The sequence below is a fragment of the Spiroplasma endosymbiont of Colias croceus genome (assembly GCF_964020095.1).
GTDB lineage: Bacteria > Bacillota_I > Bacilli_A > Mycoplasmatales > VBWQ01 > Spiroplasma_E.
Genome location: NZ_OZ026536.1, coordinates 297,667 through 322,188 on the forward strand (window position 1 = coordinate 297,667; position 24,522 = coordinate 322,188).

A 24,522-nucleotide genomic window follows, 5' to 3' on the forward strand; every position below is an offset into this window, starting at 1 on the left:
AAACGAACTAACAAAATCTATTAATAATAATTCATTGGACATATTCCGTAATTAAATTTAATTAATTGTCAATAAAATTGTTTTAAAACTATTTAGTGTTATTGAATATAGAAATAAATATTTTTTGAAAAAATAGTTTAAAAAATGAGTTTACATTTTAAACAAAAAATTGTTAATAATATTTTTATATTAACTCGATAAAAATTTAAATTTTAAAAAAATATTTTTAATATTTTTTTTATTTTAATGGTTTTATTTTATTAAAAATTTCACAAAGTAAGTTAAATCTTAAGTACATAAGTCTAAATTTAGATTTTCTACATTTATTTACTAAAATTTTGAATCTTTTCAATCAAGCAAAGACATGTTCAACTTTAATTCTAATTTTAGATACAATCTTATTGTATTTTCTTTCTTGTTTAGTTAATTTTTTATTTTTAGTTCTTTTAATTGGTATTATTGTATTTTTATAAATATTTTGTATACCTTGATATCCTAAATCACCAATAATTATTGTTTTTTCTGAAAATTCAAGATTTGAATTTTTTAATATTTGAAAATCATGCACTTTACCATTATCAGCAAAAATATCAACAATTTTTTTATTAAAAAAATCATATACAATTTGAAATTTTATAGAATACATTCAACTTTTACCAGAAAAATATTCTAACTGTAGTTTTTTTTAGTTGGTCTTTCAATTTCAATCTCAGTTGAATCAATTAAATAAAATTGAAATTCATTTGAATTTTCTTGTTTTTTATCAATTTTTAATTTATATCTTTCTTTTAAAAATTGGTAATCTTTGTGGTTACTAAGTTTATTTTCTACTCAAGTAATATTTCGAAAACAACTTGATGGACTCATTTTAGATTTAATACTCATTTGAAAAAAAGTATAATATTCTTTTCAGTATAATAAAGTCATCATTAATCTTTCTTCTACTGAAAGTTTATTTTTTCGACCTTTATTTTATTCTAATTTTTCTATTTCAATTAATTTTTCTAACATTTCATTAAAATGAAAACGTTTTATACCAAAATATCTATAAAATTCTTCATTTTTTAATTTTTTTAAATTTTCAAAAATCATTTTTATCAACACTTTTCTAAATTTATTGTTAATAACAAAATTATAAAATAAATTTTAAAATTATTAATTGACTTTTAAAAAATTTAATTACGGAATATGTCTATTGTTATATCAATTGATGTAATCAAATAATTCTAATTTTAATTGGATTAATGATGTAAAATTTTTATCATTAATAAATTCGGTTTTAAAAGTTTTAAAAGTTGCTTCAGCAACAGCATTATCATAAGGACAACTTTTTTTACTTAAAGAACGGTTAATGTTGAATGCTAGTAAAAGTTTATCAATAATTTTATTGTTAAATTCATTACCGCGATCACTATGAAATATTTGAATATCTTTTAAACAGCGATTTGATTGCATAAATGCTTGATGTACTAATGATGCATCTTTTTTAACTCCAACACTATGTCCGATAATTTCGCGGTTAAATAGGTCTATTAATAGGCAAATATAGTTTCACCTACCATTAACTTGTACATAAGTTAAATCACTAACAATAACTTCATTTTTAATCCTATTCTTAAATTTTCTATTAACAAGATTAGTTATTTGACTATCGTTAACTTTGTTATTATGATTTTTGAATGATAATTTAGTATATTTTGATATTAAATTATTTTCATTCATAATTTTTTTAATTTTTCTGCGCGATAAATAAATTTCTTGGTTTTCTAGAATTTTTTTTAATCTTCTAGTACCATAAACTTCTTTATTTTCTTTAAAAGCACTAATAACAGCTTCATCATAAATATTATTTTTGATTTTATTTTCTTTTTTCTTTAAATTAAAATAATATGTTGATTTAGATATTTTTAAAAAACGACACATTGTGCGAATTTTATATTTAGCTTTATTTTTGACAATAATTTCTATTTTCTGCCTATTATTAGTGCTGCTTGCTTTAAAATATCATTTTTCATTCGTAATTGCTTTAATTCTTTTCTTAATTTAATTAATTCATTTTCTTCAAAAGAACGATTATCTTTAGTTTTAAAACTTCCTGAATTACTAAATTGCTTAATTCAATTGTAAGTAGCTGCTCTTGTAACATTATATTCTTTAGCAAGGCAAGATACTGATTTGCCACTTTGATATAAAGCTACTATTTGTTTTTTAAATTCATCGGTATATGAGTTAATATTGGCCATAATTATAGTTCCTTTCTTTTAACAAATTTGTTTACTTGTCTACGTAATTAGTGTCCAATAAATTGTAACCCATCCACTGTTTAATTAATTTGCAATAAATTGATTGTTCGATATTAAACTAAGATTTCTTGTATAATTATAAATAAGTATTATTGGTAGGTGGTTTTTATGTTTCGACGTTTTCTATTATTCACTATAATTTTGCCAACAATAACTACTATTAGTAGTAGTATTTATGCTTGTACTTGGAATTTACAGCCAACAGTTTTATTAATAACAAGTTATCAACAAGCACAAAATCCAAACATTTATGACCGACTTGTTTATCAAAAGTTACAAACTTTTTATGGTAAAGATCATGTAGTAACATTGTTTAGTTCTCAAGATGATAATTATTATGCATTAATATTGAGAAACTTTTTATCTACATATAATATCAAAAAAGTTTATATTTTAAATCCTAGTTTTCAAAAGTATATTCCACATCATAGTGAAACTAGTAGTTATTCTACTAAAAACTTAATTAGAGTATTACAACAATTTCAGAATGTTAAATTTTATTTTTTTAATAATATTATTGCTGATACGGTTAAAGTCACTAATAATATTTATGATATTAGATATAATACTGATAACGTAACTAGTAGCCATTTAAATTATGGCAGTAAAATTGCTGAACATTTTCAACAAAATGTTCAGGATGGAATAATAAATAAAAAATATAACTTTGATGTTGATGACAACGGTAAATTGATAGTTAGAATTGGTATTATTAATAATATTGGTATTGATTATGATCAAACTATTTTGAATCAATTTGCTGAGATAATTAATGGTATTGATAATCCAAAAATTACATATAAAATTATTTATGCTAATCCTCATGATAGTTTTGTAACAAGTAATATTTATAGTGCTGATAGTGTTGCCGGTGTTGGTCAGATTGCCCAATCATTATATGAAACACATGGTGTTAATTTTATTATTAATACTAATTATTGATATAACAGTATTATTGCTTATACTGCTAGGTTAATATCTTCACGTCCAACTTATAGTAAAACTATTAGTTTTATTGGATCTAATGTCATTAATAATAATGATTATGTTTATGATGATATTAATTATTTAGCTTTTGGTTTTATGCCTGGTTTGGAAATTTTTGATGAGACATTTAACGAAGAAATTAATCCTAATTTTAAAATTATACCTAGTGCTTCAGAAAGTAAAATACAAACTTATGGTGTTAATAACATTGATTTTACTAATCAGTATGGAGATATATAATTATGGAAAAAACAATATTGAAGTTACAAAAAATTAGTAAATATTATGATACTCGTGTTATATTTGAAAATGTTAATTTAGAAATAACACAAGAAATTCATGCCATTATTGGTAATAATAGCGTTGGTAAATCAACGTTAATTAGAATGCTTGCTGGTTTTGAACAACCTTCTAAAGGAAAAATTGTTATTAATAGTTTAAGAAAACGATGTTATTTTCCTCGTGATCCTAGTGAAATGCTTTATTTTAGAATGGCTTATACTGGTCAAGATGATTTTTTCTTAGACAATCTTACTGTTAAACAAAATATTATACTGGGTAATGAACCAACTATTGCCAAAATTTTTCCTAATTGAAAAGAAGCTGAATTTAAAATTAATAATTTAATGGAAAAATATAAAATTAAACTTAATTTAAATAAGAGAGTATCAACACTTGCGATTGAAGAATTAAAAAAATTATCTTTGCTTCGTGCTTTATTCAAAGAACCTAAAATATTATTGTTAGATGAACCAACTGTTGGTTTATCTGATAGTCAAAAAGTAGAGTTTTGAATGATTTTTAAAACATTTCGTAATGAAGAAATAACGGTCCTTTTCACAACTAGAGATGAAGAATTTGCTAAAATGGTTGCTAATCGAGTATCTTGAATTGAAAACTTAAATATTGGTAAAACAAAAGTAATGAAATTAGAAGAAAATACTAAATTATTTACAACTAATTATTGAGGTAAGATTTTTAATTATAAAAAGCCAAAATCGATAAATTCATTACCAATGCTTTATATTGATAATCTTTCTTTGAATAAACCTAATATTTCAAATTTTCATAAAATTGAATTTGCAATTCGCCCTGGTGAAATATATGGTATTTATGATTATGAAAACCTTTATAGCGAGGTTTTACTTGAAAGTATAGTACGTATGATTAAAACGCAAACAGGACGCATTTTTTTTCAAGAACAAGAAGTAACGTATTTTAAACCGCAAGAAATTAGTAATTTAGGAATTCATTGAATATCTGGACATTATAGTAATACTGCTATAATTCCTGACGCCACTTTATTTGAAAATTTTACCTTTTGAAATTATAATAAAGAAAAATATGTAACTAAATCCGGAGTTGTCAAAACAGCCGTTGTTAATAAAAAGGTACGAGAAATTATTAAAAAATATCAAATATTTAACGATAATAATATTTTTATTAAAATTAATAAATTATCAAAAGGAGAAATGCAGAAATTTGTATTAGCAAGAAGTATTGAAGAGCAACCACAATTATTAATTTTATCTAATCCATTTTCTGATTTAGATGAAAATTCTTCATTATTAATTATTAAAAAGATAATAGAGTTACGCGAAAGTGGCTCAAGCATTTTAATTATTGATACTGATCCGTACTTATTACAATTATTGTGTCAACGAGTAGCAGTTATTTATCACAAACAATTTATTTGTAAATTGGAAAATAAAGATGTTAAAGTTGAAATAATGAACAATCCAGCACTATGACATGATTATCCTATTACAAATGAAATAATTGTTAAAACTGATAAAATGTATCAATTACCACAAACAAAGTGAAGTTTGAAAAAGAAAAAAATAATTAGAACAATTAATTATTTGAAAAGAGCATTTGTCAAAATTACTAGTTGAATTAATAAAAAAATGGAAAATATTAGGTCAAGGTTGGGTTAAAATATGTTGGAAAATATTAAAAAATGAAATTTTTGATTAGTGGGTGCATTATTATTACTAATAACTCTATTTTTTGTTAGTTTATTAATGCTATGTTTACAAGTTAATCCATTATTATTTTGGAAAACTATTTTTATTAATCCTTTAACTAATTTAGTAAGTTTTAGTAATTTAATTGAAACATATAGTATATTAATATTAACAGGATTAGCAGTAGCTATTACTTTTAAGTATCGTATTTATAACTTTGGAGTTAGTGGTCAAATGTTATTTAGTGCTATGGTAACATATGTATTGGCAGTAGCTATTTATAAGAGTGGTGGTCATAGTCAATGAATTACTCCTTTTCTTTTATTAATTGCAGTTTTAATTGGTGGTTTAGCCGGTTTAATTATTGCAATTTTAAAAACTTATTTTAAAATTCATGAAATTATTAGCACTATTTTATTTAATTTTATTGCTTGAGAAGGATATAAAGGTTTAATAGCCAGTAATGTTTATCATAACTTAAACATTCCAACACAAATTACTAATATTAGATTTTCATTAATTAGTGGACCTTTTAGCATTAGTAATTTATTTTCTGCTGGTATTATTATTGCTATTATTGTCTTATTAATCGCAATTATTATTTTTAATAATCGCACTCTTGGTTTTAAATTAAACGCAATTGCTAAAAACCCCGTTGCTGCAAAATATGCCAGATTAAATCCTCAATATCAGGGTTTAATAATTTTACCAATTTCAGGAGCGATAGCAGGAATTGCTGGTTATCTTTATTTTTTAGGAGTTAATAATAATTTACCTTCGCTTTCTGCTCCAATTCAAGAAGGATTTTATGGGATAGTAGTAGCTGCTTTAGCGGGATATACACCAGGAGTTATTTTATTTTCATCATTTTTTATGAGTTTATTTATTAGTCCTATTGAAAATAATGCTTTTATGTATTTGAAAAATCCAGAAATTGCAATAATAGTATTATCAATAACCATTTACATTATTGGTATTTATCCTTTTATTTGGCATTACTTAACTCATTCTATTGCTATTAAAGAATATTTAATAAGACTAAAAAAGAAGCTAATATGAAAAAAAGAATTAATTAAGGATGAACAACAAAATGTTAAAATTGTTAATGTTGAATCAAAATCTTCAAAAATTTTTAAAAAAAATAAAATATTTAAAAGGAAAAGGAGAAAAAAATAATTATGTTACTCTCATTTTCAACAATTTTAGTTAATACATTATTATTTGCTTGTCCATTATTATTGTTATGTACAGGTGGAATTTTAAATACTAGAGCAGGGATTGTTAATTTTGGTTTTGATGGTATTATGTGTACTGGTGCTGCTACATATTGTATAATTGTTTCACAATTAAAAAATAATTTTGGTGGTGGAGTTGCAATTTTGGCATTTTTTATCACTATTATCATCGGAATTGTATTTGGTTTAATTCATAGTTTAGCAACCTTATTGTTTAGAACAAATCAATTTTTAGTATCAATGGTTATTAATTATTTTGGTTATGGATTAGCAGTAATTTTACCATTAACATTTACTGGAGAAATAAATTATTCATTAGCAAGTATTTATATTTATCAGTTTTCTTGAATTGCAATTTTGGTAACCTTTTTAGCAATTTATATTTTTGCAGCTATTTTGTTTTTAACTAAGCTTGGATTATACATTAGAGGAATTGGTGAGAATCCAACTGCAGTGGCTTTAAATTATATTCATGTTCGTCGTTCTCGATTTTATATTTCGCTATTTTCTAGTTCTTTAGCTTGTTTTTCAGGTGCTTTATTTGTTTATGTACTTCCAAGTACTTTTATTTATAGTAATAATTTTGCTGGTATTGGATTTTTAGCAATTGCTTTATGAATGATGGCACATAGTAGATTTTTTTTAACTTCTATTATTTGTTTTATTTTTTCTTTTTTATATCAGTATATTAATGCTTCACAAACATTTATAGTTATTAGTAATAATATTCCAAGTTGATTATGAGGAATGTTTCCATATTTAATAGCATTAGTATCATTAATGATTTTTCGTCCTAATACAGAATTAGTAAAAAGTTGAGCGCAACCTTATGTTAAAGCAGGTAGAAAATGAAAATAAAATTATATGCTAGCAATATTTTAAAACCTTTATCAAGTTTAATAAATATAATGTTTTAAATGTTTTTTAATAAATTCAGTTTTTATTTTTATTCTGTATAATAAATTTATTAAGCAATGAAAAAGGGGAATTTTAAATTATGGTAAAAAACTTAAATGACAGTTTTGAGAAATTGATTGAAGAGAACAATGAAAGTTTAGAAAAAATATTAAAAAAAAGAAAAACATTTAAAAATAATGAGAAAAAAATAATTAATAAAATTTCTAATATTAACTATCAAAAAATTAATGATGATGAAGTAATAGACTTCTTGCAAAACTATGATATTAATCACATTTTTTAAGTTTAAAAATTTATTTTAATAACACTTTTAATATTTTTTAAAAATTATTGTTCAAAATATGTTTTATTTTTTGTCATTAAAATACAACAAAAATTATTATTTCAAATAAAAAAATAAAATATTAAATTATCAAATATATTTAAATTAATAATTGTAAATTATAAATTGAAGCTATTAAATTAAATCTTAATGCAAATTTTTTTCTTCTATTTCGATATTTTTCACTAATAATTTTAAATTTTTTAAGAATCGCAAAAACATGTTCAATAACAACTCTCATTTTTGAAATAGCCTTATTATTTTTCTTTTCTTCTTTAGTTAAAGGGTTTTTCTTTGATTTTCGTTTAGGTAATAAGACATTTTTATGTATGTTTTTTATACCTTGATATCCTAAATCTACTAAAATAGTTGTTTCTGATAAAAATTTCGTTTTTGAATTTTTTAAAATTTTAAAATCATGATTTTTACCATAAGAAAAATAAGAACTTATAATTTTTTTACTATCTTTTTCAATTATGACTTGAGTTTTTATTGTATGTTTTTTCTTTTTTCCTGAATAATATTGTTTTTGACTTTTTTTGGGCGTTGAATAGTACTTTCAGTCACATCAATGATAACTGTTTTATCTTTAAAATTATTATTTAACAGTGATTTTTGCCCATCAAGTTGTTGAAAATCAGGATGTTTTATTAAAGTATTTTCTATTCACTTGATATTCCTATAGCAACTACTTTCACTAATTCCATAACTTTTAGCAATATGAAAATAAGTTCGATACTCTCTTCAATATTCTAAAGTCATTAATAAACGATTTTCTAATGATAATTTATTAGGTGTACCACCATTTTTAAACTTTTTTACTTCTTCTGTCTTTAAAATTTTTAATAGATAGGTTTTGCAAGAAGTCTAATAATTTTTAAATCTAAAAAAAATAAATGTATAGTAATGTAAATTAGATTAAAGCATTTATTTTTTAAGAAAATATTTTTTATAATTTGTATAATAATTTTTAAAAGGGAGCATACCGATGTTGTCAATAATATTCAAATTTGTCTTAAAATTATAAAGTTAGACGAGAATAATTTTGACTTCAATATGCAATTGTATGTTAATCTTAACACTTGTAAAATATTAGTCAACAATAATACTTACTTTTATAACTCAAAAATTCTTATTAGCGTTTACTTTAATAAGTTTTATTTTATTTTTAGTTATTTTTAAATTTAAGTTTTTATTTTATAATAACTGGATGGCGGTATTTATTTGATAGCATTTAAAATTAACCATTTTTGTATACATATCAATATTATAGGTTCTATCACCAATCATATGCTTTAAAATTTGTTTAATATTAGTTTCAGTAAAGCAACCAATATTTTCAACTAATGCTTGGTTTAATACGCCATCTTTTGCATTAATAAAATAACCAACTTTTATTTTTTTATATTGTAAAGTTAGTGATTGTAAAAAATCAATTAATTCATAATATTGACCTTTGGAAAATAAATTTATTGCATTTTCATAATGTAATTTAGCAACTTTATTTTTTCTTCTTCCGTCCATTATACCAAGAAATAAAACATGAAAAGCATGGAATTTATCTAAAATAAATTTAGCATTTAAAATTGTAGCAGTTTTTCTAATTCATTTTGCACTATCTCCACAAACTATTAAATTTGCTTGGTCAAAGTTTTCAAAATATAAATTACCATATTTTTCAATTAATTTAACTGTTTTTTCTGCACCAATTTCTGTTTTTGATACTCTTATTTTACATACAGCTCTTTTATTAATTAATTTTCCATTTTTCTTTTTACCAGTACAAAATACTAATAATCTCATAGGACATATTCCGTAATTAAATTTAATTAATTGTCAATAAAATTGTTTTAAAACTATTTAGTGTTATTGAATATAGAAATAAATATTTTTTGAAAAAATAGTTTAAAAAATGAGTTTACATTTTAAACAAAAAATTGTTAATAATATTTTTATATTAACTCGATAAAAATTTAAATTTTAAAAAAATATTTTTAATATTTTTTTTATTTTAATGGTTTTATTTTATTAAAAATTTCACAAAGTAAGTTAAATCTTAAGTACATAAGTCTAAATTTAGATTTTCTACATTTATTTACTAAAATTTTGAATCTTTTCAATCAAGCAAAGACATGTTCAACTTTAATTCTAATTTTAGATACAATCTTATTGTATTTTCTTTCTTGTTTAGTTAATTTTTTATTTTTAGTTCTTTTAATTGGTATTATTGTATTTTTATAAATATTTTGTATACCTTGATATCCTAAATCACCAATAATTATTGTTTTTTCTGAAAATTCAAGATTTGAATTTTTTAATATTTGAAAATCATGCACTTTACCATTATCAGCAAAAATATCAACAATTTTTTTATTAAAAAAATCATATACAATTTGAAATTTTATAGAATACATTCAACTTTTACCAGAAAAATATTCTAACTGTAGTTTTTTTTAGTTGGTCTTTCAATTTCAATCTCAGTTGAATCAATTAAATAAAATTGAAATTCATTTGAATTTTCTTGTTTTTTATCAATTTTTAATTTATATCTTTCTTTTAAAAATTGGTAATCTTTGTGGTTACTAAGTTTATTTTCTACTCAAGTAATATTTCGAAAACAACTTGATGGGCTCATTTTAGATTTAATACTCATTTGAAAAAAAGTATAATATTCTTTTCAGTATAATAAAGTCATCATTAATCTTTCTTCTACTGAAAGTTTATTTTTTCGACCTTTATTTTTTCTAATTTTTCTATTTCAATTAATTTTTCTAACATTTCATTAAAATGAAAACGTTTTATACCAAAATATCTATAAAATTCTTCATTTTTTAATTTTTTTAAATTTTCAAAAATCATTTTTATCAACACTTTTCTAAATTTATTGTTAATAACAAAATTATAAAATAAATTTTAAAATTATTAATTGACTTTTAAAAAATTTAATTACGGAATATGTCTATAGAACATTTTTTACAATTTTTAGTATTATACTTTTCATTAAACTTAAATTTTCTATGACCATCATCAATATTTATATATAAAGTTTGATTTGGTTGCAATACTATTTTAGGGATATTAATTTTTGGTAATTGAAATTTTTGATATGTTCTACAAACTGTACTATTACTTATTAAACCTTCAATAAAAGTATCACAAACATCACGATATTTTTTACCATCAGCAAAATATTTTAAAATTTGTTTAATAACATTTGGTGCAAGTTTGCTGTATAAGCATAAGAATAATCCTAGTTTAAACTTGCTCTATCTAAATTAATCTCCGACATACTATCATCGTTTAAATCAATATCAACCATACCGTCATCTGTACTTTGATAATCATTAATACTGCCATTAATTAATCTTGCTCTTTCATCAGTAAATACTTCTTGTAACTCTGTATTATTATGTGTATTTCCTAACGGTAATAATAAAGTATTAATAATCTCACTTGCTCCGGCAATAATTGTAGGAATAGCAAAATAATTATTAGACTTCTTGCAAAACTATGATATTAATCACATTTTTTAAGTTTAAAAATTTATTTTAATAACACTTTTAATATTTTTTAAAAATTATTGTTCAAAATATGTTTTATTTTTTGTCATTAAAATACAACAAAAATTATTATTTCAAATAAAAAAATAAAATATTAAATTATCAAATATATTTAAATTAATAATTGTAAATTATAAATTGAAGCTATTAAATTAAATCTTAATGCAAATTTTTTTCTTCTATTTCGATATTTTTCACTAATAATTTTAAATTTTTTAAGAATCGCAAAAACATGTTCAATAACAACTCTCATTTTTGAAATAGCCTTATTATTTTTCTTTTCTTCTTTAGTTAAAGGGTTTTTCTTTGATTTTCGTTTAGGTAATAAGACATTTTTATGTATGTTTTGTATACCTTAATATCCTAAATCTACTAAAATAGTTGTTTCTGATAAAAATTTCGTTTTTGAATTTTTTAAAATTTTAAAATCATGATTTTTACCATAAGAAAAATAAGAACTTATAATTTTTTTACTATCTTTTTCAATTATGACTTGAGTTTTTATTGTATGTTTTTTCTTTTTTCCTGAATAATATTGTTTTTGACTTTTTTTGGGCGTTGAATAGTACTTTCAGTCACATCAATGATAACTGTTTTATCTTTAAAATTATTATTTAACAGTGATTTTTGCCCATCAAGTTGTTGAAAATCAGGATGTTTTATTAAAGTATTTTCTATTCACTTGATATTCCTATAGCAACTACTTTCACTAATTCCATAACTTTTAGCAATATGAAAATAAGTTCGATACTCTCTTCAATATTCTAAAGTCATTAATAAACGATTTTCTAATGATAATTTATTAGGTGTACCACCATTTTTAAACTTTTTTACTTCTTCTGTCTTTAAAATTTCTAGAATTTTATTAAAAATAATATCATTTATACCAGTTAATCTTAATAATTCTGGATTGTTAATAGTTTTTAATTTATCAAACATCATAGATTACCTATCTTTTTTATTTTTAATTTTATTTTAAAAATTAAATTTTTAATAGATAGGTTTTGCAAGAAGTCTATTAAAATTATTGTTTATACCCATAGCAACACCACTACTAATCAAACAACCACCAGTTCCCATATTTGCTATTTTTCTTATATTTTAGACATATTCCGTAATTAAATTTTTTAAAAGTCAATTAATAATTTTAAAATTTATTTTATAATTTTGTTATTAACAATAAATTTAGAAAAGTGTTGATAAAAATGATTTTTGAAAATTTAAAAAAATTAAAAAATGAAGAATTTTATAGATATTTTGGTATAAAACGTTTTCATTTTAATGAAATGTTAGAAAAATTAATTGAAATAGAAAAATTAGAAAAAAATAAAGGTCGAAAAAATAAACTTTCAGTAGAAGAAAGATTAATGATGACTTTATTATACTGAAAAGAATATTATACTTTTTTTCAAATGAGTATTAAATCTAAAATGAGCCCATCAAGTTGTTTTCGAAATATTACTTGAGTAGAAAATAAACTTAGTAACCACAAAGATTACCAATTTTTAAAAGAAAGATATAAATTAAAAATTGATAAAAAACAAGAAAATTCAAATGAATTTCAATTTTATTTAATTGATTCAACTGAGATTGAAATTGAAAGACCAACTAAAAAAAACTACAGTTAGAATATTTTTCTGGTAAAAGTTGAATGTATTCTATAAAATTTCAAATTGTATATGATTTTTTTAATAAAAAAATTGTTGATATTTTTGCTGATAATGGTAAAGTGCATGATTTTCAAATATTAAAAAATTCAAATCTTGAATTTTCAGAAAAAACAATAATTATTGGTGATTTAGGATATCAAGGTATACAAAATATTTATAAAAATACAATAATACCAATTAAAAGAACTAAAAATAAAAAATTAACTAAACAAGAAAGAAAATACAATAAGATTGTATCTAAAATTAGAATTAAAGTTGAACATGTCTTTGCTTGATTGAAAAGATTCAAAATTTTAGTAAATAAATGTAGAAAATCTAAATTTAGACTTATGTACTTAAGATTTAACTTACTTTGTGAAATTTTTAATAAAATAAAACCATTAAAATAAAAAAAATATTAAAAATATTTTTTTAAAATTTAAATTTTTATCGAGTTAATATAAAAATATTATTAACAATTTTTTGTTTAAAATGTAAACTCATTTTTTAAACTATTTTTTCAAAAAATATTTATTTCTATATTCAATAACACTAAATAGTTTTAAAACAATTTTATTGACAATTAATTAAATTTAATTACGGAATATGTCCTTTGAAACCTATTAGGTATTAACTCAGTTAAACCACTAATAACATTCGCTATACCAAAACTATTTAAAGATATATAAGTATCTCAATCTACAAAAGGAACATCAATTATTGGTTTAAAAGTTGTAAATGGTGGATATGTTGGTCTTGGTGGTTCAGTAGGGCATGGTGGTCAAAAACAAGGTTCATCTCTTAATAAAAAAACTGACTTATCTATATACTGAACAAACTTAGCATAATTTATTAAACCAATTGTTCCTAGTCCTAAAAATATTTTTTTATAACTATTAATCACTTTATTTCTAGTAGTAGGTCTTTGATTAATATTCCATATATCAAATCCTAACTTTTTACTAAATAACAAAGAATTAATAGAACCTAAAATTGGGTCTCTTAAATATTGACCATAATAAGCACTAACTCCTACCATAGCAGTCAATAGACTTAACCCAGTTCTAACTAATTTAGTTAAAGTATAATTACTTGTTTGTTCCAACTCATTAGGCATAAATAAAACTCCTTACTTTATATACTAATAAGGAGCTTATTTATGAATTATAATCTAATCCATTGGGGCTTAATGAAATATATATAATCCATATATAAGCCCCTTATTTAATTTTTACTTTTTTCTTTTATTTTCTTTTCTTATTCGTTCCATTTCATTCGCTACACCAAAACATATTTCACAACCATATACTCTTTCATAAGTTCAATCACTACACTTATGTCTCATAATTTAACTTACTCTCTTGCTGTCTCATTGATTTATTTAAAGCAATATCTAATATACAATTTGGACAATAATAATTTTTAGTATATAAGTTTTGTAAAACTCTTTTAGGACAAATAACTTGGTCACAAAGTTTACACATATAAATTGCTAAATGAAATGATTGTTCACATGAACAATTATTATTTTTAGCCATAATTTAAAATTAACTCCTAACATAAATAATTATTTAAAATTACCCTTTTAATAAATAACTATTTTCAATTAGAAAGTTTTTTAATATTACCGCTTAAATCAAGTTCAAGTGAATAAAAATTACCAACTTTTAAATCAACAGTAGATAAACAATTATTAAAATCACTTGCAAATTCCGGATTATATCATTTATCACGTGTTTGGCCAGTTGGCACGCTTGTTTGTTTGTTTATTTCTACAAATTTCAAAACATCAAACTTTAATGTTTGACCTTTATTATTTTTATCGGGAATAATACGCCCTTTTTCAATATTAACTAATTGAACTTTAAACATAAAAAAAAATCAACTCCTAGCCGTAATGTATCTAAAAATACATATATTGAGTATAGTAGGGTAAACCTATACTTATTAATAATATAACACAAAATTATAAAAATACAATAAAAATAAAAAAATTGGCTAATGTACACGGCTAGGTAATACATTAACCTATTAAGCATTATATATATATATATATATATATACAAGTAAAATTATAGAAAAAAAATATTTTTTTTCCTAATGTAAAACTCTTTTCTTAAAATCTATTTTTTCAACTTTATTACCAAAAACTTTTTCCGCCCAATTCAAAACATCTTTATCTCTTTGAATTAAATAACCAATTTCACTAGTCCGTAAATAATAATTATGCGACAAAGCACTTAAATATACATATTTTTCATAATCATCATAATCTTTAAAATAATCATTTACAATAGTACTTTCAATAATACCACCAATCATAACAGTATCACCATTACCATCTTTTTGAGATTTAAAATAAAATACATTTGTTGCATTAAAACTTGCTTTAATTATATCTTGAATTTTCATTTTTTTAATTCCACGAACTACAATCGGATTTTTACAATTACGACTAAAAGCATAAGCCTTTATACCTATATCTGCTTGATTTAAAGATTTAACATCATCTAATGCTTTTGTAACATATTTACCTAAATATTTAATAACAAACTCATTTGTACCTTTTTTAACAACAATTAACTTAATTCCTTGTTTTTCAGCATGTGGTCATCAATCAATTATCATACTGTAAGGTATTTTACGATTAAACAATATATGAAAATGTACTGCTCCACGAGTTTGATATTCATAAACATAAAAATGTTTTAATTCACCTAGATATTTAGAACGTTTAGGGTCATTTCATCATTTCTTTAATTTAATAAAAAATAAACGAATATCTTTTTTTGCTTTTCTAATATCTTGCATATTATCTTTATAAGTTAAAGTAAGAAAACTTAACATTTGACTATCACAAAAATTATGTAATGCTTTTTGTATCAAATTAGTTTTAGTACGAGAAGTATTATTTCTTAACTTTTGTTTATTACCAACATAAGATTTACCCCTAATATTTCCAACATTACTTAAAAAAGAAACAGGTAAAATTACATTTTTAACATAAGAAGCATAAAAAACTTTTTTAATATAAAAATTTTGCTGAATATCCATATATAAAAAATCTAGCCGTTCATTTATTTTATATATTTAATAACAAACAAATCTTAACATAAAAAATTATAAAAGCAAACACAAAACAAAAATGATACTTAATTAAAAGCAAAAAAAGGCTTATTAAATTATAAACGACGTATTTGTACATATTATAACATAGAAAAACAAAAAACTGAATACGTATCTTTATTAGATAACTATCTTGGTGTTAAAAAATATAGCAAACTTGCACCAAATGTTATTAAACAAATTTTAAAATATTTTGCTGATGGTAAAAAATATCGTGATGTTTGTGATACTTTTATTGAAGGTTTAATAAGTAATAGTACAGTTTGTAGAACATATCAAAAATTTCAATTACCAAAAATTAATATCCCTAAAATAGTATTGCAACCAAATCAAACTTTATATATAAATATTGATGATGGTCATAGAAAATTTAAGTTTAATGAAAAGCATAATACTAAAAATTGTAAAAAATGTTCTATGAGATTATTAGTATTTTGTACTGGTAAAAAGAAAAATGGAAAATTAATTAATAAAAGAGCTGTATGTAAAATAAGAGTATCAAAAACAGAAATTGGTGCAGAAAAAACAGTTAAATTAATTGAAAAATATGGTAATTTATATTTTGAAAACTTTGACCAAGCAAATTTAATAGTTTGTGGAGATAGTGCAAAATGAATTAGAAAAACTGCTACAATTTTAAATGCTAAATTTATTTTAGATAAATTCCATGCTTTTCATGTTTTATTTCTTGGTATAATGGCCGGAAGAAGAAAAAATAAAATTGCTAAATTACATTATGAAAATGCAATAAATTTATTTTCCAAAGGTCAATATTATGAATTAATTGATTTTTTACAATCACTAACTTTACAATATAAAAAAATAAAAGTTGGTTATTTTATTAATGCAAAAAATGGCGTATTAAACCAAGCATTAGTTGAAAATATTGGTTGCTTTACTGAAACTAATATTAAACAAATTTTAAAGCATATGATTGGTGATAGAACCTATAATATTGATATGTATACAAAAATGGTTAATTTTAAATGCTATCAAATAAATACCGCCATCCAGTTATTATAAAATAAAAACTTAAATTTAAAAATAACTAAAAATAAAATAAAACTTATTAAAGTAAACGCTAATAAGAATTTTTGAGTTATAAAAGTAAGTATTATTGTTGACTAATATTTTACAAGTGTTAAGATTAACATACAATTGCATATTGAAGTCAAAATTATTCTCGTCTAACTTTATAATTTTAAGACAAATTTGAATATTATTGACAACATCGGTATGCTCCCAACTATTTATTATAATTCAAAATTATTATAACATATTTATATATTAAAAGGTTAGAATTCATATATTAAAAGGTTAGAATTCATGGTAATGTTTAGTAATCTGTGTAACTTACAAAAATAACTATGTTTAATTAGTTCTATAATAAACTTAGAAAGAGTGAGTTACAGATGACTAAAAAGCAAAATATTAATAATAATGATCCAATATCAAAAGCAGTAGATTTATTATTAGAAAATACTGAAGATTTAACAACAGTTTTTAAAGAGGGAGGATTGTATAAAGAATTAACAAAAAGATTAGTAGAAAAAATGTTGAATTCTGAGATGCAAAATTATTTGGGATATGAAAAGAATCAACATAGTAATAGTGACAATGCTCGTAATGGTATAAGTTCAAAAAAAATAATAACTCAACAAGGTAAAATTGAGATTGATGTACCACGAGATCGCAATAGTAATTTTAATCCTATAATAGTTGCAAAAAGACAAAGAAGATTTGATGGTTTTGATCAACAAGTTCTTTCTTTATATGCAAAAGGTATGACATTATCAGATATTAGAATGCAATTACAAGAGTTATATCATGGTGCTGATATTAGTGAAAGTGTTATTAGTCAAATTACTGATGATGTTATTGATGATGTAAAAGCATGGCAAAATCGACCATTAGAAAGTGTCTATCCGATTGTTTATTTTGATTGCATAGTAGTGAAAGTACGACAAGATAAAAGGATTATTAATAAATCAGTTTATATAGCTTTAGAGTTGATTCAGAAGGTAAAAAAGATGTTTTAGGTTTATGAATTAGTGAAAATGAAGGTGCTAAATTTTGATTAGCAAATTTAACAGAAATGAAAAATCGTGGCTTAAATGATATTCTTATTGCCTGCAGTGATAATTTAACAGGCATGTCAGAAGCAATACAATCAGTTTATCCTAAAACCGAACATCAATTATGCATAGTTCATCAAATTAGAAATAGTTTGAAATATGTCTCATATAAGCATAGAAAATCTCTAGTTGCAGATTTAAAACCAATTTATACTGCATGTAGTGAAGAACAAGCAATGCAGGCTTTAGAATCCTTTGAAAATAAGTGAAATAAACAATATCCTCAAATTGCTAAATCTTGATATAAAAATTGAGATAATTTAATGGTTTTTATTAGTTATCCTGCAGAAATTAAAAGAGTGATTTATACAACAAATGCTATTGAATCTGTAAATAGTCAAATACAACATGAAATTTTAATTTTAAATTATAAATTTTGTTAATTAATAAAGTTATCATTTTATAACCATAAATTTCTTTAAATTCATAAAAAATATTTTTAATTATATTAGCTAAAAATTTATCTCATTTATTAAATTCATTCATTCCGTTTTTAATTCATTTGTAATATCCTGATTTTGAAACCTTTAAAAATCAACATAAATAACTAATCTGATATTTTTTCTTCAAGGAGAAAATCAGAAAATATTTCTTCTTTTTTGTCGATTTTTCTAAGGACATATTCCGTAATTAAATTTAATTAATTGTCAATAAAATTGTTTTAAAACTATTTAGTGTTATTGAATATAGAAATAAATATTTTTTGAAAAAATAGTTTAAAAAATGAGTTTACATTTTAAACAAAAAATTGTTAATAATATTTTTATATTAACTCGATAAAAATTTAAATTTTAAAAAAATATTAAAAATATTTTTTTTATTTTAATGGTTTTATTTTATTAAAAATTTCACAAAGTAAGTTAAATCTTAAGTACATAAGTCTAAATTTAGATTTTCTACATTTATTTACTAAAATTTTGAATCTTTTCAATCAAGCAAAGACATGTTCAACTTTAATTCTAATTTTAGATACAATCTTATTGTATTTTCTTTCTTGTTTAGTTAATTTTTTATTTTTAGTTCTTTTAATTGGTATTATTGTATTTTTATAAATATTTTGTATACCTTGATATCCTAAATCACCAATAATTATTGTTTTTTCTGAAAATTCAAGATTTGAATTTTTTAATATTTGAAAATCATGCACTTTACCATTATCAGCAAAAATATCAACAATTTTTTTATTAAAAAAATCATATACAATTTGAAATTTTATAGAATACATTCAACTTTTACCAGAAAAATATTCTAACTGTAGTTTTTTTAGTTGGTCTTTCAATTTCAATCTCAGTTGAATCAATTAAATAAAATTGAAATTCATTTGAATTTTCTTGTTTTTTATCAATTTTTAATTTATATCTTTCTTTTAAAAATTGGTAATCTTTGTGGTTACTAAGTTTATTTTCTACTCAAGTAATATTTCGAAAACAACTTGATGGGCTCATTTTAGATTTAATACTCATTTGAAAAAAAGTATAATATTCTTTTCAGTATAATAAAGTCATCATTAATCTTTCTTCTACTGAAAGTTTATTTTTTCGACCTTTATTTTTTTCTAATTTTTCTATTTCAATTAATTTTTCTAACATTTCATTAAAATGAAAACGTTTTATACCAAAATATCTATAAAATTCTTCATTTTTTAATTTTTTTAAATTTTCAAAAATCATTTTTATCAACACTTTTCTAAATTTATTGTTAATAACAAAATTATAAAATAAATTTTAAAATTATTAATTGACTTTTAAAAAATTTAATTACGGAATATGTCTTAAATACTTTTTTATATCGTTCATTACCTCAATATATTAGACTTCTTGCAAAACTATGATATTAATCACATTTTTTAAGTTTAAAAATTTATTTTAATAACACTTTTAATATTTTTTAAAAATTATTGTTCAAAATATGTTTTATTTTTTGTCATTAAAATACAACAAAAATTATTATTTCAAATAAAAAAATAAAATATTAAATTATCAAATATATTTAAATTAATAATTGTAAATTATAAATTGAAGCTATTAAATTAAATCTTAATGCAAATTTTTTTCTTCTATTTCGATATTTTTCACTAATAATTTTAAATTTTTTAAGAATCGCAAAAACATGTTCAATAACAACTCTCATTTTTGAAATAGCCTTATTATTTTTCTTTTCTTCTTTAGTTAAAGGATTTTTCTTTGGACATATTCCGTAATTAAATTTAATTAATTGTCAATAAAATTGTTTTAAAACTATTTAGTGTTATTGAATATAGAAATAAATATTTTTTGAAAAAATAGTTTAAAAAATGAGTTTACATTTTAAACAAAAAATTGTTAATAATATTTTTATATTAACTCGATAAAAATTTAAATTTTAAAAAAATATTTTTAATATTTTTTTTATTTTAATGGTTTTATTTTATTAAAAATTTCACAAAGTAAGTTAAATCTTAAGTACATAAGTCTAAATTTAGATTTTCTACATTTATTTACTAAAATTTTGAATCTTTTCAATCAAGCAAAGACATGTTCAACTTTAATTCTAATTTTAGATACAATCTTATTGTATTTTCTTTCTTGTTTAGTTAATTTTTTATTTTTAGTTCTTTTAATTGGTATTATTGTATTTTTATAAATATTTTGTATACCTTGATATCCTAAATCACCAATAATTATTGTTTTTTCTGAAAATTCAAGATTTGAATTTTTTAATATTTGAAAATCATGCACTTTACCATTATCAGCAAAAATATCAACAATTTTTTTATTAAAAAAATCATATACAATTTGAAATTTTATAGAATACATTCAACTTTTACCAGAAAAATATTCTAACTGTAGTTTTTTTTAGTTGGTCTTTCAATTTCAATCTCAGTTGAATCAATTAAATAAAATTGAAATTCATTTGAATTTTCTTGTTTTTTATCAATTTTTAATTTATATCTTTCTTTTAAAAATTGGTAATCTTTGTGGTTACTAAGTTTATTTTCTACTCAAGTAATATTTCGAAAACAACTTGATGGGCTCATTTTAGATTTAATACTCATTTGAAAAAAAGTATAATATTCTTTTCAGTATAATAAAGTCATCATTAATCTTTCTTCTACTGAAAGTTTATTTTTTTGACCTTTATTTTTTTCTAATTTTTCTATTTCAATTAATTTTTCTAACATTTCATTAAAATGAAAACGTTTTATACCAAAATATCTATAAAATTCTTCATTTTTTAATTTTTTTAAATTTTCAAAAATCATTTTTATCAACACTTTTCTAAATTTATTGTTAATAACAAAATTATAAAATAAATTTTAAAATTATTAATTGACTTTTAAAAAATTTAATTACGGAATATGTCTTAAATACTTTTTTATATCGTTCATTACCTCAATATATTAGACTTCTTGCAAAACTATGATATTAATCACATTTTTTAAGTTTAAAAATTTATTTTAATAACACTTTTAATATTTTTTAAAAATTATTGTTCAAAATATGTTTTATTTTTTGTCATTAAAATACAACAAAAATTATTATTTCAAATAAAAAAATAAAATATTAAATTATCAAATATATTTAAATTAATAATTGTAAATTATAAATTGAAGCTATTAAATTAAATCTTAATGCAAATTTTTTTCTTCTATTTCGATATTTTTCACTAATAATTTTAAATTTTTTAAGAATCGCAAAAACATGTTCAATAACAACTCTCATTTTTGAAATAGCCTTATTATTTTTCTTTTCTTCTTTAGTTAAAGGCTTTTTCTTTGGACATATTCCGTAATTAAATTTAATTAATTGTCAATAAAATTGTTTTAAAACTATTTAGTGTTATTGAATATAGAAATAAATATTTTTTGAAAAAATAGTTTAAAAAATGAGTTTACATTTTAAACAAAAAATTGTTAATAATATTTTTATATTAACTCGATAAAAATTTAAATTTTAAAAAAATATTTTTAATATTTTTTTTATTTTAATGGTTTTATTTTATTAAAAATTTCACAAAGTAAGTTAAATCTTAAGTACATAAGTCTAAATTTAGATTTTCTACATTTATTTACTAAAATTTTGAATCTTTTCAATCAAGCAAAGACATGTTCAACTTTAATTCTAATTTTAGATACAATCTTATTGTATTTTCTTTCTTGTTTAGTTAATTTTTTATTTTTAGTTCTTTTAATTGGTATTATTGTATTTTTATAAATATTTTGTATACCTTGATATCCTAAATCACCAATAATTATTGTTTTTTCTGAAAATTCAAGATTTGAATTTTTTAATATTTGAAAATCATGCACTTTACCATTATCAGCAAAAATATCAACAATTTTTTTATTAAAAAAATCATATACAATTTGAAATTTTATAGAATACATTCAACTTTTACCAGAAAAATATTCTAACTGTAGTTTTTTTTAGTTGGTCTTTCAATTTCAATCTCAGTTGAATCAATTAAATAAAATTGAAATTCATTTGAATTTTCTTGTTTTTTATCAATTTTTAATTTATATCTTTCTTTTAAAAATTGGTAATCTTTGTGGTTACTAAGTTTATTTTCTACTCAAGTAATATTTCGAAAACAACTTGATGGGCTCATTTTAGATTTAATACTCATTTGAAAAAAAGTATAATATTCTTTTCAGTATAATAAAGTCATCATTAAACTTTCTTCTACTGAAAGTTTATTTTTTCGACCTTTATTTTTTTCTAATTTTTCTATTTCAATTAATTTTTCTAACATTTCATTAAAATGAAAACGTTTTATACCAAAATATCTATAAAATTCTTCATTTTTTAATTTTTTTAAATTTTCAAAAATCATTTTTATCAACACTTTTCTAAATTTATTGTTAATAACAAAATTATAAAATAAATTTTAAAATTATTAATTGACTTTTAAAAAATTTAATTACGGAATATGTCTTTAGTATAATTATTATTAAAAATATTAAAATTACTAGCAATTTTAATAGTAAAAAAATGTAAATCTTTATATAACTATGTTTTTAAAAAATAGTCATTAATTAAAATATTCAGTATAATAAAATAAAAAATAACTTAAAATTAGAGGATAAAAACAAATATGATAAATGATTTAAAAGCAGGTAATGACAAAATTAATATGATACCAATTATAAAATTAATTAATAAAAGAATTAATTTTTTTTGATAATTTAAAATTAAATAAAAAAATAAATTTAAAGAGGGAAAGGGTCACCCATCCAAAAATGATGATATATTTGGTTTTAGTTTTTGAAAATAATAAAGGTTATGATGCTGGTAAAAAGATTTCAGGAATAAAACGTCATATTGTTGTTGATTCTCAAGTTATACGACATAGAATTTACATAACCACAGCAGAAAAAAATCATAATATAATAGTTCTATAATATGTCTTTATTACATATTTTTATGAATAATGTAAAATTATATTAAGAAAATTTAGGGGGTTGTGATTTTGTCTAAGAAAAAAATTATTGCTGGAATTATGGGAAGTCTAACTTTAATAACTGGTGATGGTTCAGTTACCACTTTGGCTTCTATTAGTGAAACAGAAGAAGAAAATAGAAAAATTAAATCTGAATATTGAAAACAAAAAAAAGGAGAAATAAAAGAAATAATTTAAATTTAAAAAATTATAATTTTAATCAAAAGAATTTTGTTGAAAAAATATATAATAAAGATAATGATTTTTGAGAATTATCACTGATTTTATCAAAAGAAAAGTTATTAAACATAATTAAATTATTTTCTCAAAACAATGAAAATAATTTCATATTAGAAACTAAAAAAATAATAACAGAAATCAAAAATAATAATATAAATTTATCTGCAAAATACTTTGATGATAATGCAATTGATGCTTTTGCTTACACAATTTTAAAAAATATTTCTAAATATTGTGATTTATTTTTAAATTTAGGAATAAATCAAAAAATTATGATTAATTTATATATTGAAAATAATATGTTTATCAAAGATGATAAAAAATTATTTCAAGTTATTGGTGAAAAAACAGAAGAAGAAATAAAAATAGAGCCATATTCTTCTGATAAATATGATATAAAAGGATTAAAAGATTATGCAGAAAAAATAGTTTTAAATGAAAATAAAAAAATAATATTTAAATATCAAAAAGATGATCATATTATTATCATTTTAGAAAATCATTTCGCAAAACTATTATTAGAAAATATTTTGTACAAAAAATATGAAGATTTTAAAGATTGATTTATAAGAGAAATAAAATTTTATATTACTGAAACTAATTATTTTTTCAAATTCTATTATTCCTAAAATACCAGAATTTGAAAAAATTGCAAACGTTTT

The 24,522-nt window shown here is 20.8% G+C and carries 30 protein-coding genes and 5 pseudogenes; 12 read left to right on the forward strand and 23 right to left on the reverse strand.

Translation table 4 applies throughout. From position 1 onward, the window contains the following. Nucleotides 1-238 precede the first annotated feature (238 nt). From AACL24_RS01790 to AACL24_RS15465, 4 genes are all read right to left on the reverse strand, one after another. Nucleotides 239-646, reverse strand: coding sequence for a transposase family protein (locus tag AACL24_RS01790; protein WP_339045908.1), 408 nt, complete (start codon nt 644-646; stop codon nt 239-241). Nucleotides 647-669: 23 nt separating this feature from the next. Then, nucleotides 670-930: a hypothetical protein gene (locus AACL24_RS01795; RefSeq protein WP_339047158.1), complete on the reverse strand. Its 261-nt coding sequence runs from the start codon at nt 928-930 to the stop codon at nt 670-672. A 249-nt stretch (nt 931-1,179) separates the two neighbouring features. Further along, nucleotides 1,180-2,043, reverse strand: coding sequence for an IS3 family transposase (locus tag AACL24_RS01800; RefSeq protein ID WP_422398075.1), 864 nt, complete (start codon nt 2,041-2,043; stop codon nt 1,180-1,182). Beyond that, nucleotides 1,965-2,243, reverse strand: a complete 279-nt coding sequence (locus AACL24_RS15465) for a transposase (RefSeq protein WP_422398059.1) — start codon at nt 2,241-2,243, stop codon at nt 1,965-1,967. The genes AACL24_RS01800 and AACL24_RS15465 overlap by 79 nt, the downstream gene beginning before the upstream one ends. A 168-nt stretch (nt 2,244-2,411) precedes the next feature. Here AACL24_RS15465 and AACL24_RS01805 point away from each other — a divergent pair, with 168 nt between their 5' ends. The 5 genes from AACL24_RS01805 (at nt 2,412) to AACL24_RS01825 (ending at nt 7,693) form a co-directional block, all read left to right on the forward strand. After that, nucleotides 2,412-3,530 carry a hypothetical protein gene (locus tag AACL24_RS01805; RefSeq protein WP_339048291.1) on the forward strand — a complete coding sequence of 373 codons (1,119 nt, stop codon included), beginning with the start codon at nt 2,412-2,414 and terminating at the stop codon, nt 3,528-3,530. 2 nt (nt 3,531-3,532) lie between these two features. Then, nucleotides 3,533-5,227, forward strand: a complete 1,695-nt coding sequence (locus AACL24_RS01810; RefSeq protein WP_339048293.1) for an ATP-binding cassette domain-containing protein — start codon at nt 3,533-3,535, stop codon at nt 5,225-5,227. Nucleotides 5,228-5,230: 3 nt separating this feature from the next. After that, complete coding sequence (locus tag AACL24_RS01815; RefSeq protein ID WP_339048295.1) at nt 5,231-6,433, forward strand: ABC transporter permease; 1,203 nt, start codon at nt 5,231-5,233, stop codon at nt 6,431-6,433. A gap of 2 nt (nt 6,434-6,435) precedes the next feature. Then, the gene (locus AACL24_RS01820) at nt 6,436-7,350 is read left to right on the forward strand and encodes an ABC transporter permease subunit (protein WP_339048297.1); all 915 of its coding nucleotides are present in this window, start codon (nt 6,436-6,438) and stop codon (nt 7,348-7,350) included. Between the two features lie 139 nt (nt 7,351-7,489). After that, nucleotides 7,490-7,693, forward strand: a complete 204-nt coding sequence (locus tag AACL24_RS01825; RefSeq protein WP_339048299.1) for a hypothetical protein — start codon at nt 7,490-7,492, stop codon at nt 7,691-7,693. A 139-nt stretch (nt 7,694-7,832) separates the two neighbouring features. Here AACL24_RS01825 and AACL24_RS01830 read toward each other — a convergent pair whose 3' ends face one another. The 7 genes and pseudogenes from AACL24_RS01830 to AACL24_RS01860 form a co-directional block, all read right to left on the reverse strand. After that, nucleotides 7,833-8,225 carry a transposase family protein gene (locus AACL24_RS01830; protein WP_339049364.1) on the reverse strand — a complete coding sequence of 131 codons (393 nt, stop codon included), beginning with the start codon at nt 8,223-8,225 and terminating at the stop codon, nt 7,833-7,835. Next, nucleotides 8,222-8,494 carry a transposase family protein gene (locus tag AACL24_RS01835; protein WP_339048287.1) on the reverse strand — a complete coding sequence of 91 codons (273 nt, stop codon included), beginning with the start codon at nt 8,492-8,494 and terminating at the stop codon, nt 8,222-8,224. Before AACL24_RS01835 ends, AACL24_RS01830 begins: the two co-directional genes overlap by 4 nt. Before the next feature lie 435 nt (nt 8,495-8,929). Beyond that, entirely contained in the window at nt 8,930-9,535 is a 606-nt protein-coding gene (locus tag AACL24_RS01840; RefSeq protein ID WP_339048301.1) for a hypothetical protein, read from the reverse strand. A gap of 203 nt (nt 9,536-9,738) precedes the next feature. Next, on the reverse strand, nt 9,739-10,146 hold the full coding sequence (locus AACL24_RS01845) for a transposase family protein (protein WP_339045908.1): 408 nt from the start codon (nt 10,144-10,146) through the stop codon (nt 9,739-9,741). A 23-nt stretch (nt 10,147-10,169) separates the two neighbouring features. Continuing rightward, complete coding sequence (locus AACL24_RS01850) at nt 10,170-10,430, reverse strand: hypothetical protein (RefSeq protein WP_339047158.1); 261 nt, start codon at nt 10,428-10,430, stop codon at nt 10,170-10,172. Between the two features lie 11 nt (nt 10,431-10,441). Next, on the reverse strand, nt 10,442-10,591 hold the full coding sequence (locus AACL24_RS01855) for a hypothetical protein (protein WP_339047194.1): 150 nt from the start codon (nt 10,589-10,591) through the stop codon (nt 10,442-10,444). A gap of 813 nt (nt 10,592-11,404) precedes the next feature. Continuing rightward, a pseudogene (locus tag AACL24_RS01860) lies at nt 11,405-12,234 on the reverse strand (IS5 family transposase). Nucleotides 12,235-12,497: 263 nt separating this feature from the next. Between AACL24_RS01860 and AACL24_RS01865 the strand changes: the two are divergent. Together AACL24_RS01865 and AACL24_RS01870 are read left to right on the forward strand one after the other, a co-directional pair. Then, the gene (locus AACL24_RS01865; protein ID WP_339045912.1) at nt 12,498-12,920 is read left to right on the forward strand and encodes a transposase family protein; all 423 of its coding nucleotides are present in this window, start codon (nt 12,498-12,500) and stop codon (nt 12,918-12,920) included. A 23-nt stretch (nt 12,921-12,943) separates the two neighbouring features. After that, nucleotides 12,944-13,351: a transposase family protein gene (locus AACL24_RS01870; protein WP_339045908.1), complete on the forward strand. Its 408-nt coding sequence runs from the start codon at nt 12,944-12,946 to the stop codon at nt 13,349-13,351. A 173-nt stretch (nt 13,352-13,524) separates the two neighbouring features. Here AACL24_RS01870 and AACL24_RS01875 read toward each other — a convergent pair whose 3' ends face one another. From AACL24_RS01875 to AACL24_RS01890, 4 genes are all read right to left on the reverse strand, one after another. Next, complete coding sequence (locus tag AACL24_RS01875) at nt 13,525-14,058, reverse strand: hypothetical protein (RefSeq protein WP_339048303.1); 534 nt, start codon at nt 14,056-14,058, stop codon at nt 13,525-13,527. Nucleotides 14,059-14,275: 217 nt separating this feature from the next. Further along, complete coding sequence (locus AACL24_RS01880; protein ID WP_339048305.1) at nt 14,276-14,479, reverse strand: hypothetical protein; 204 nt, start codon at nt 14,477-14,479, stop codon at nt 14,276-14,278. A gap of 58 nt (nt 14,480-14,537) precedes the next feature. Continuing rightward, entirely contained in the window at nt 14,538-14,813 is a 276-nt protein-coding gene (locus tag AACL24_RS01885; RefSeq protein WP_281748222.1) for a hypothetical protein, read from the reverse strand. Between the two features lie 225 nt (nt 14,814-15,038). Continuing rightward, on the reverse strand, nt 15,039-15,995 hold the full coding sequence (locus AACL24_RS01890) for a rolling circle replication-associated protein (RefSeq protein ID WP_339048307.1): 957 nt from the start codon (nt 15,993-15,995) through the stop codon (nt 15,039-15,041). A gap of 102 nt (nt 15,996-16,097) precedes the next feature. Between AACL24_RS01890 and AACL24_RS01895 the strand changes: the two genes are divergently transcribed. Further along, complete coding sequence (locus AACL24_RS01895; protein WP_422398076.1) at nt 16,098-17,090, forward strand: Mbov_0401 family ICE element transposase-like protein; 993 nt, start codon at nt 16,098-16,100, stop codon at nt 17,088-17,090. 389 nt (nt 17,091-17,479) lie between these two features. Further along, nucleotides 17,480-18,558: pseudogene (locus AACL24_RS15470) on the forward strand (IS256 family transposase); the annotation flags it as partial. A gap of 461 nt (nt 18,559-19,019) precedes the next feature. Here the strand turns inward: AACL24_RS15470 and AACL24_RS01910 are convergent. The 8 genes and pseudogenes from AACL24_RS01910 to AACL24_RS01945 form a co-directional block, all read right to left on the reverse strand. Further along, nucleotides 19,020-19,427 (reverse strand): transposase family protein, encoded by a 408-nt coding sequence (locus AACL24_RS01910; RefSeq protein WP_339045908.1) that lies wholly within the window; start codon nt 19,425-19,427, stop codon nt 19,020-19,022. Between the two features lie 7 nt (nt 19,428-19,434). Beyond that, the gene (locus AACL24_RS01915; protein WP_339046404.1) at nt 19,435-19,872 is read right to left on the reverse strand and encodes a transposase family protein; all 438 of its coding nucleotides are present in this window, start codon (nt 19,870-19,872) and stop codon (nt 19,435-19,437) included. Between the two features lie 319 nt (nt 19,873-20,191). Further along, nucleotides 20,192-20,386: pseudogene (locus AACL24_RS01920) on the reverse strand (transposase family protein); the annotation flags it as partial. Nucleotides 20,387-20,589: 203 nt separating this feature from the next. Continuing rightward, nucleotides 20,590-20,997, reverse strand: a complete 408-nt coding sequence (locus tag AACL24_RS01925) for a transposase family protein (RefSeq protein ID WP_339045908.1) — start codon at nt 20,995-20,997, stop codon at nt 20,590-20,592. Between the two features lie 23 nt (nt 20,998-21,020). Next, on the reverse strand, nt 21,021-21,443 hold the full coding sequence (locus AACL24_RS01930) for a transposase family protein (RefSeq protein ID WP_339046226.1): 423 nt from the start codon (nt 21,441-21,443) through the stop codon (nt 21,021-21,023). A gap of 319 nt (nt 21,444-21,762) precedes the next feature. Continuing rightward, nucleotides 21,763-21,957, reverse strand: a pseudogene (locus AACL24_RS01935) (transposase family protein); the annotation flags it as partial. Between the two features lie 203 nt (nt 21,958-22,160). Next, entirely contained in the window at nt 22,161-22,568 is a 408-nt protein-coding gene (locus AACL24_RS01940; RefSeq protein ID WP_339045908.1) for a transposase family protein, read from the reverse strand. A 23-nt stretch (nt 22,569-22,591) separates the two neighbouring features. Continuing rightward, a complete protein-coding gene (locus AACL24_RS01945) occupies nt 22,592-23,014 on the reverse strand; it encodes a transposase family protein (RefSeq protein WP_339048313.1) in 423 nt (140 codons plus the stop codon). A 442-nt stretch (nt 23,015-23,456) separates the two neighbouring features. Here AACL24_RS01945 and AACL24_RS01950 point away from each other — a divergent pair. From AACL24_RS01950 to AACL24_RS01960, 3 genes and pseudogenes are all read left to right on the forward strand, one after another. After that, a pseudogene (locus tag AACL24_RS01950) lies at nt 23,457-23,555 on the forward strand (IS5/IS1182 family transposase); the annotation flags it as partial. Nucleotides 23,556-23,650: 95 nt separating this feature from the next. Then, nucleotides 23,651-23,818: a hypothetical protein gene (locus AACL24_RS01955; protein WP_339048315.1), complete on the forward strand. Its 168-nt coding sequence runs from the start codon at nt 23,651-23,653 to the stop codon at nt 23,816-23,818. Then, entirely contained in the window at nt 23,779-24,489 is a 711-nt protein-coding gene (locus AACL24_RS01960; protein ID WP_339048317.1) for a hypothetical protein, read from the forward strand. The genes AACL24_RS01955 and AACL24_RS01960 overlap by 40 nt, the downstream gene beginning before the upstream one ends. Nucleotides 24,490-24,522: the final 33 nt, after the last annotated feature.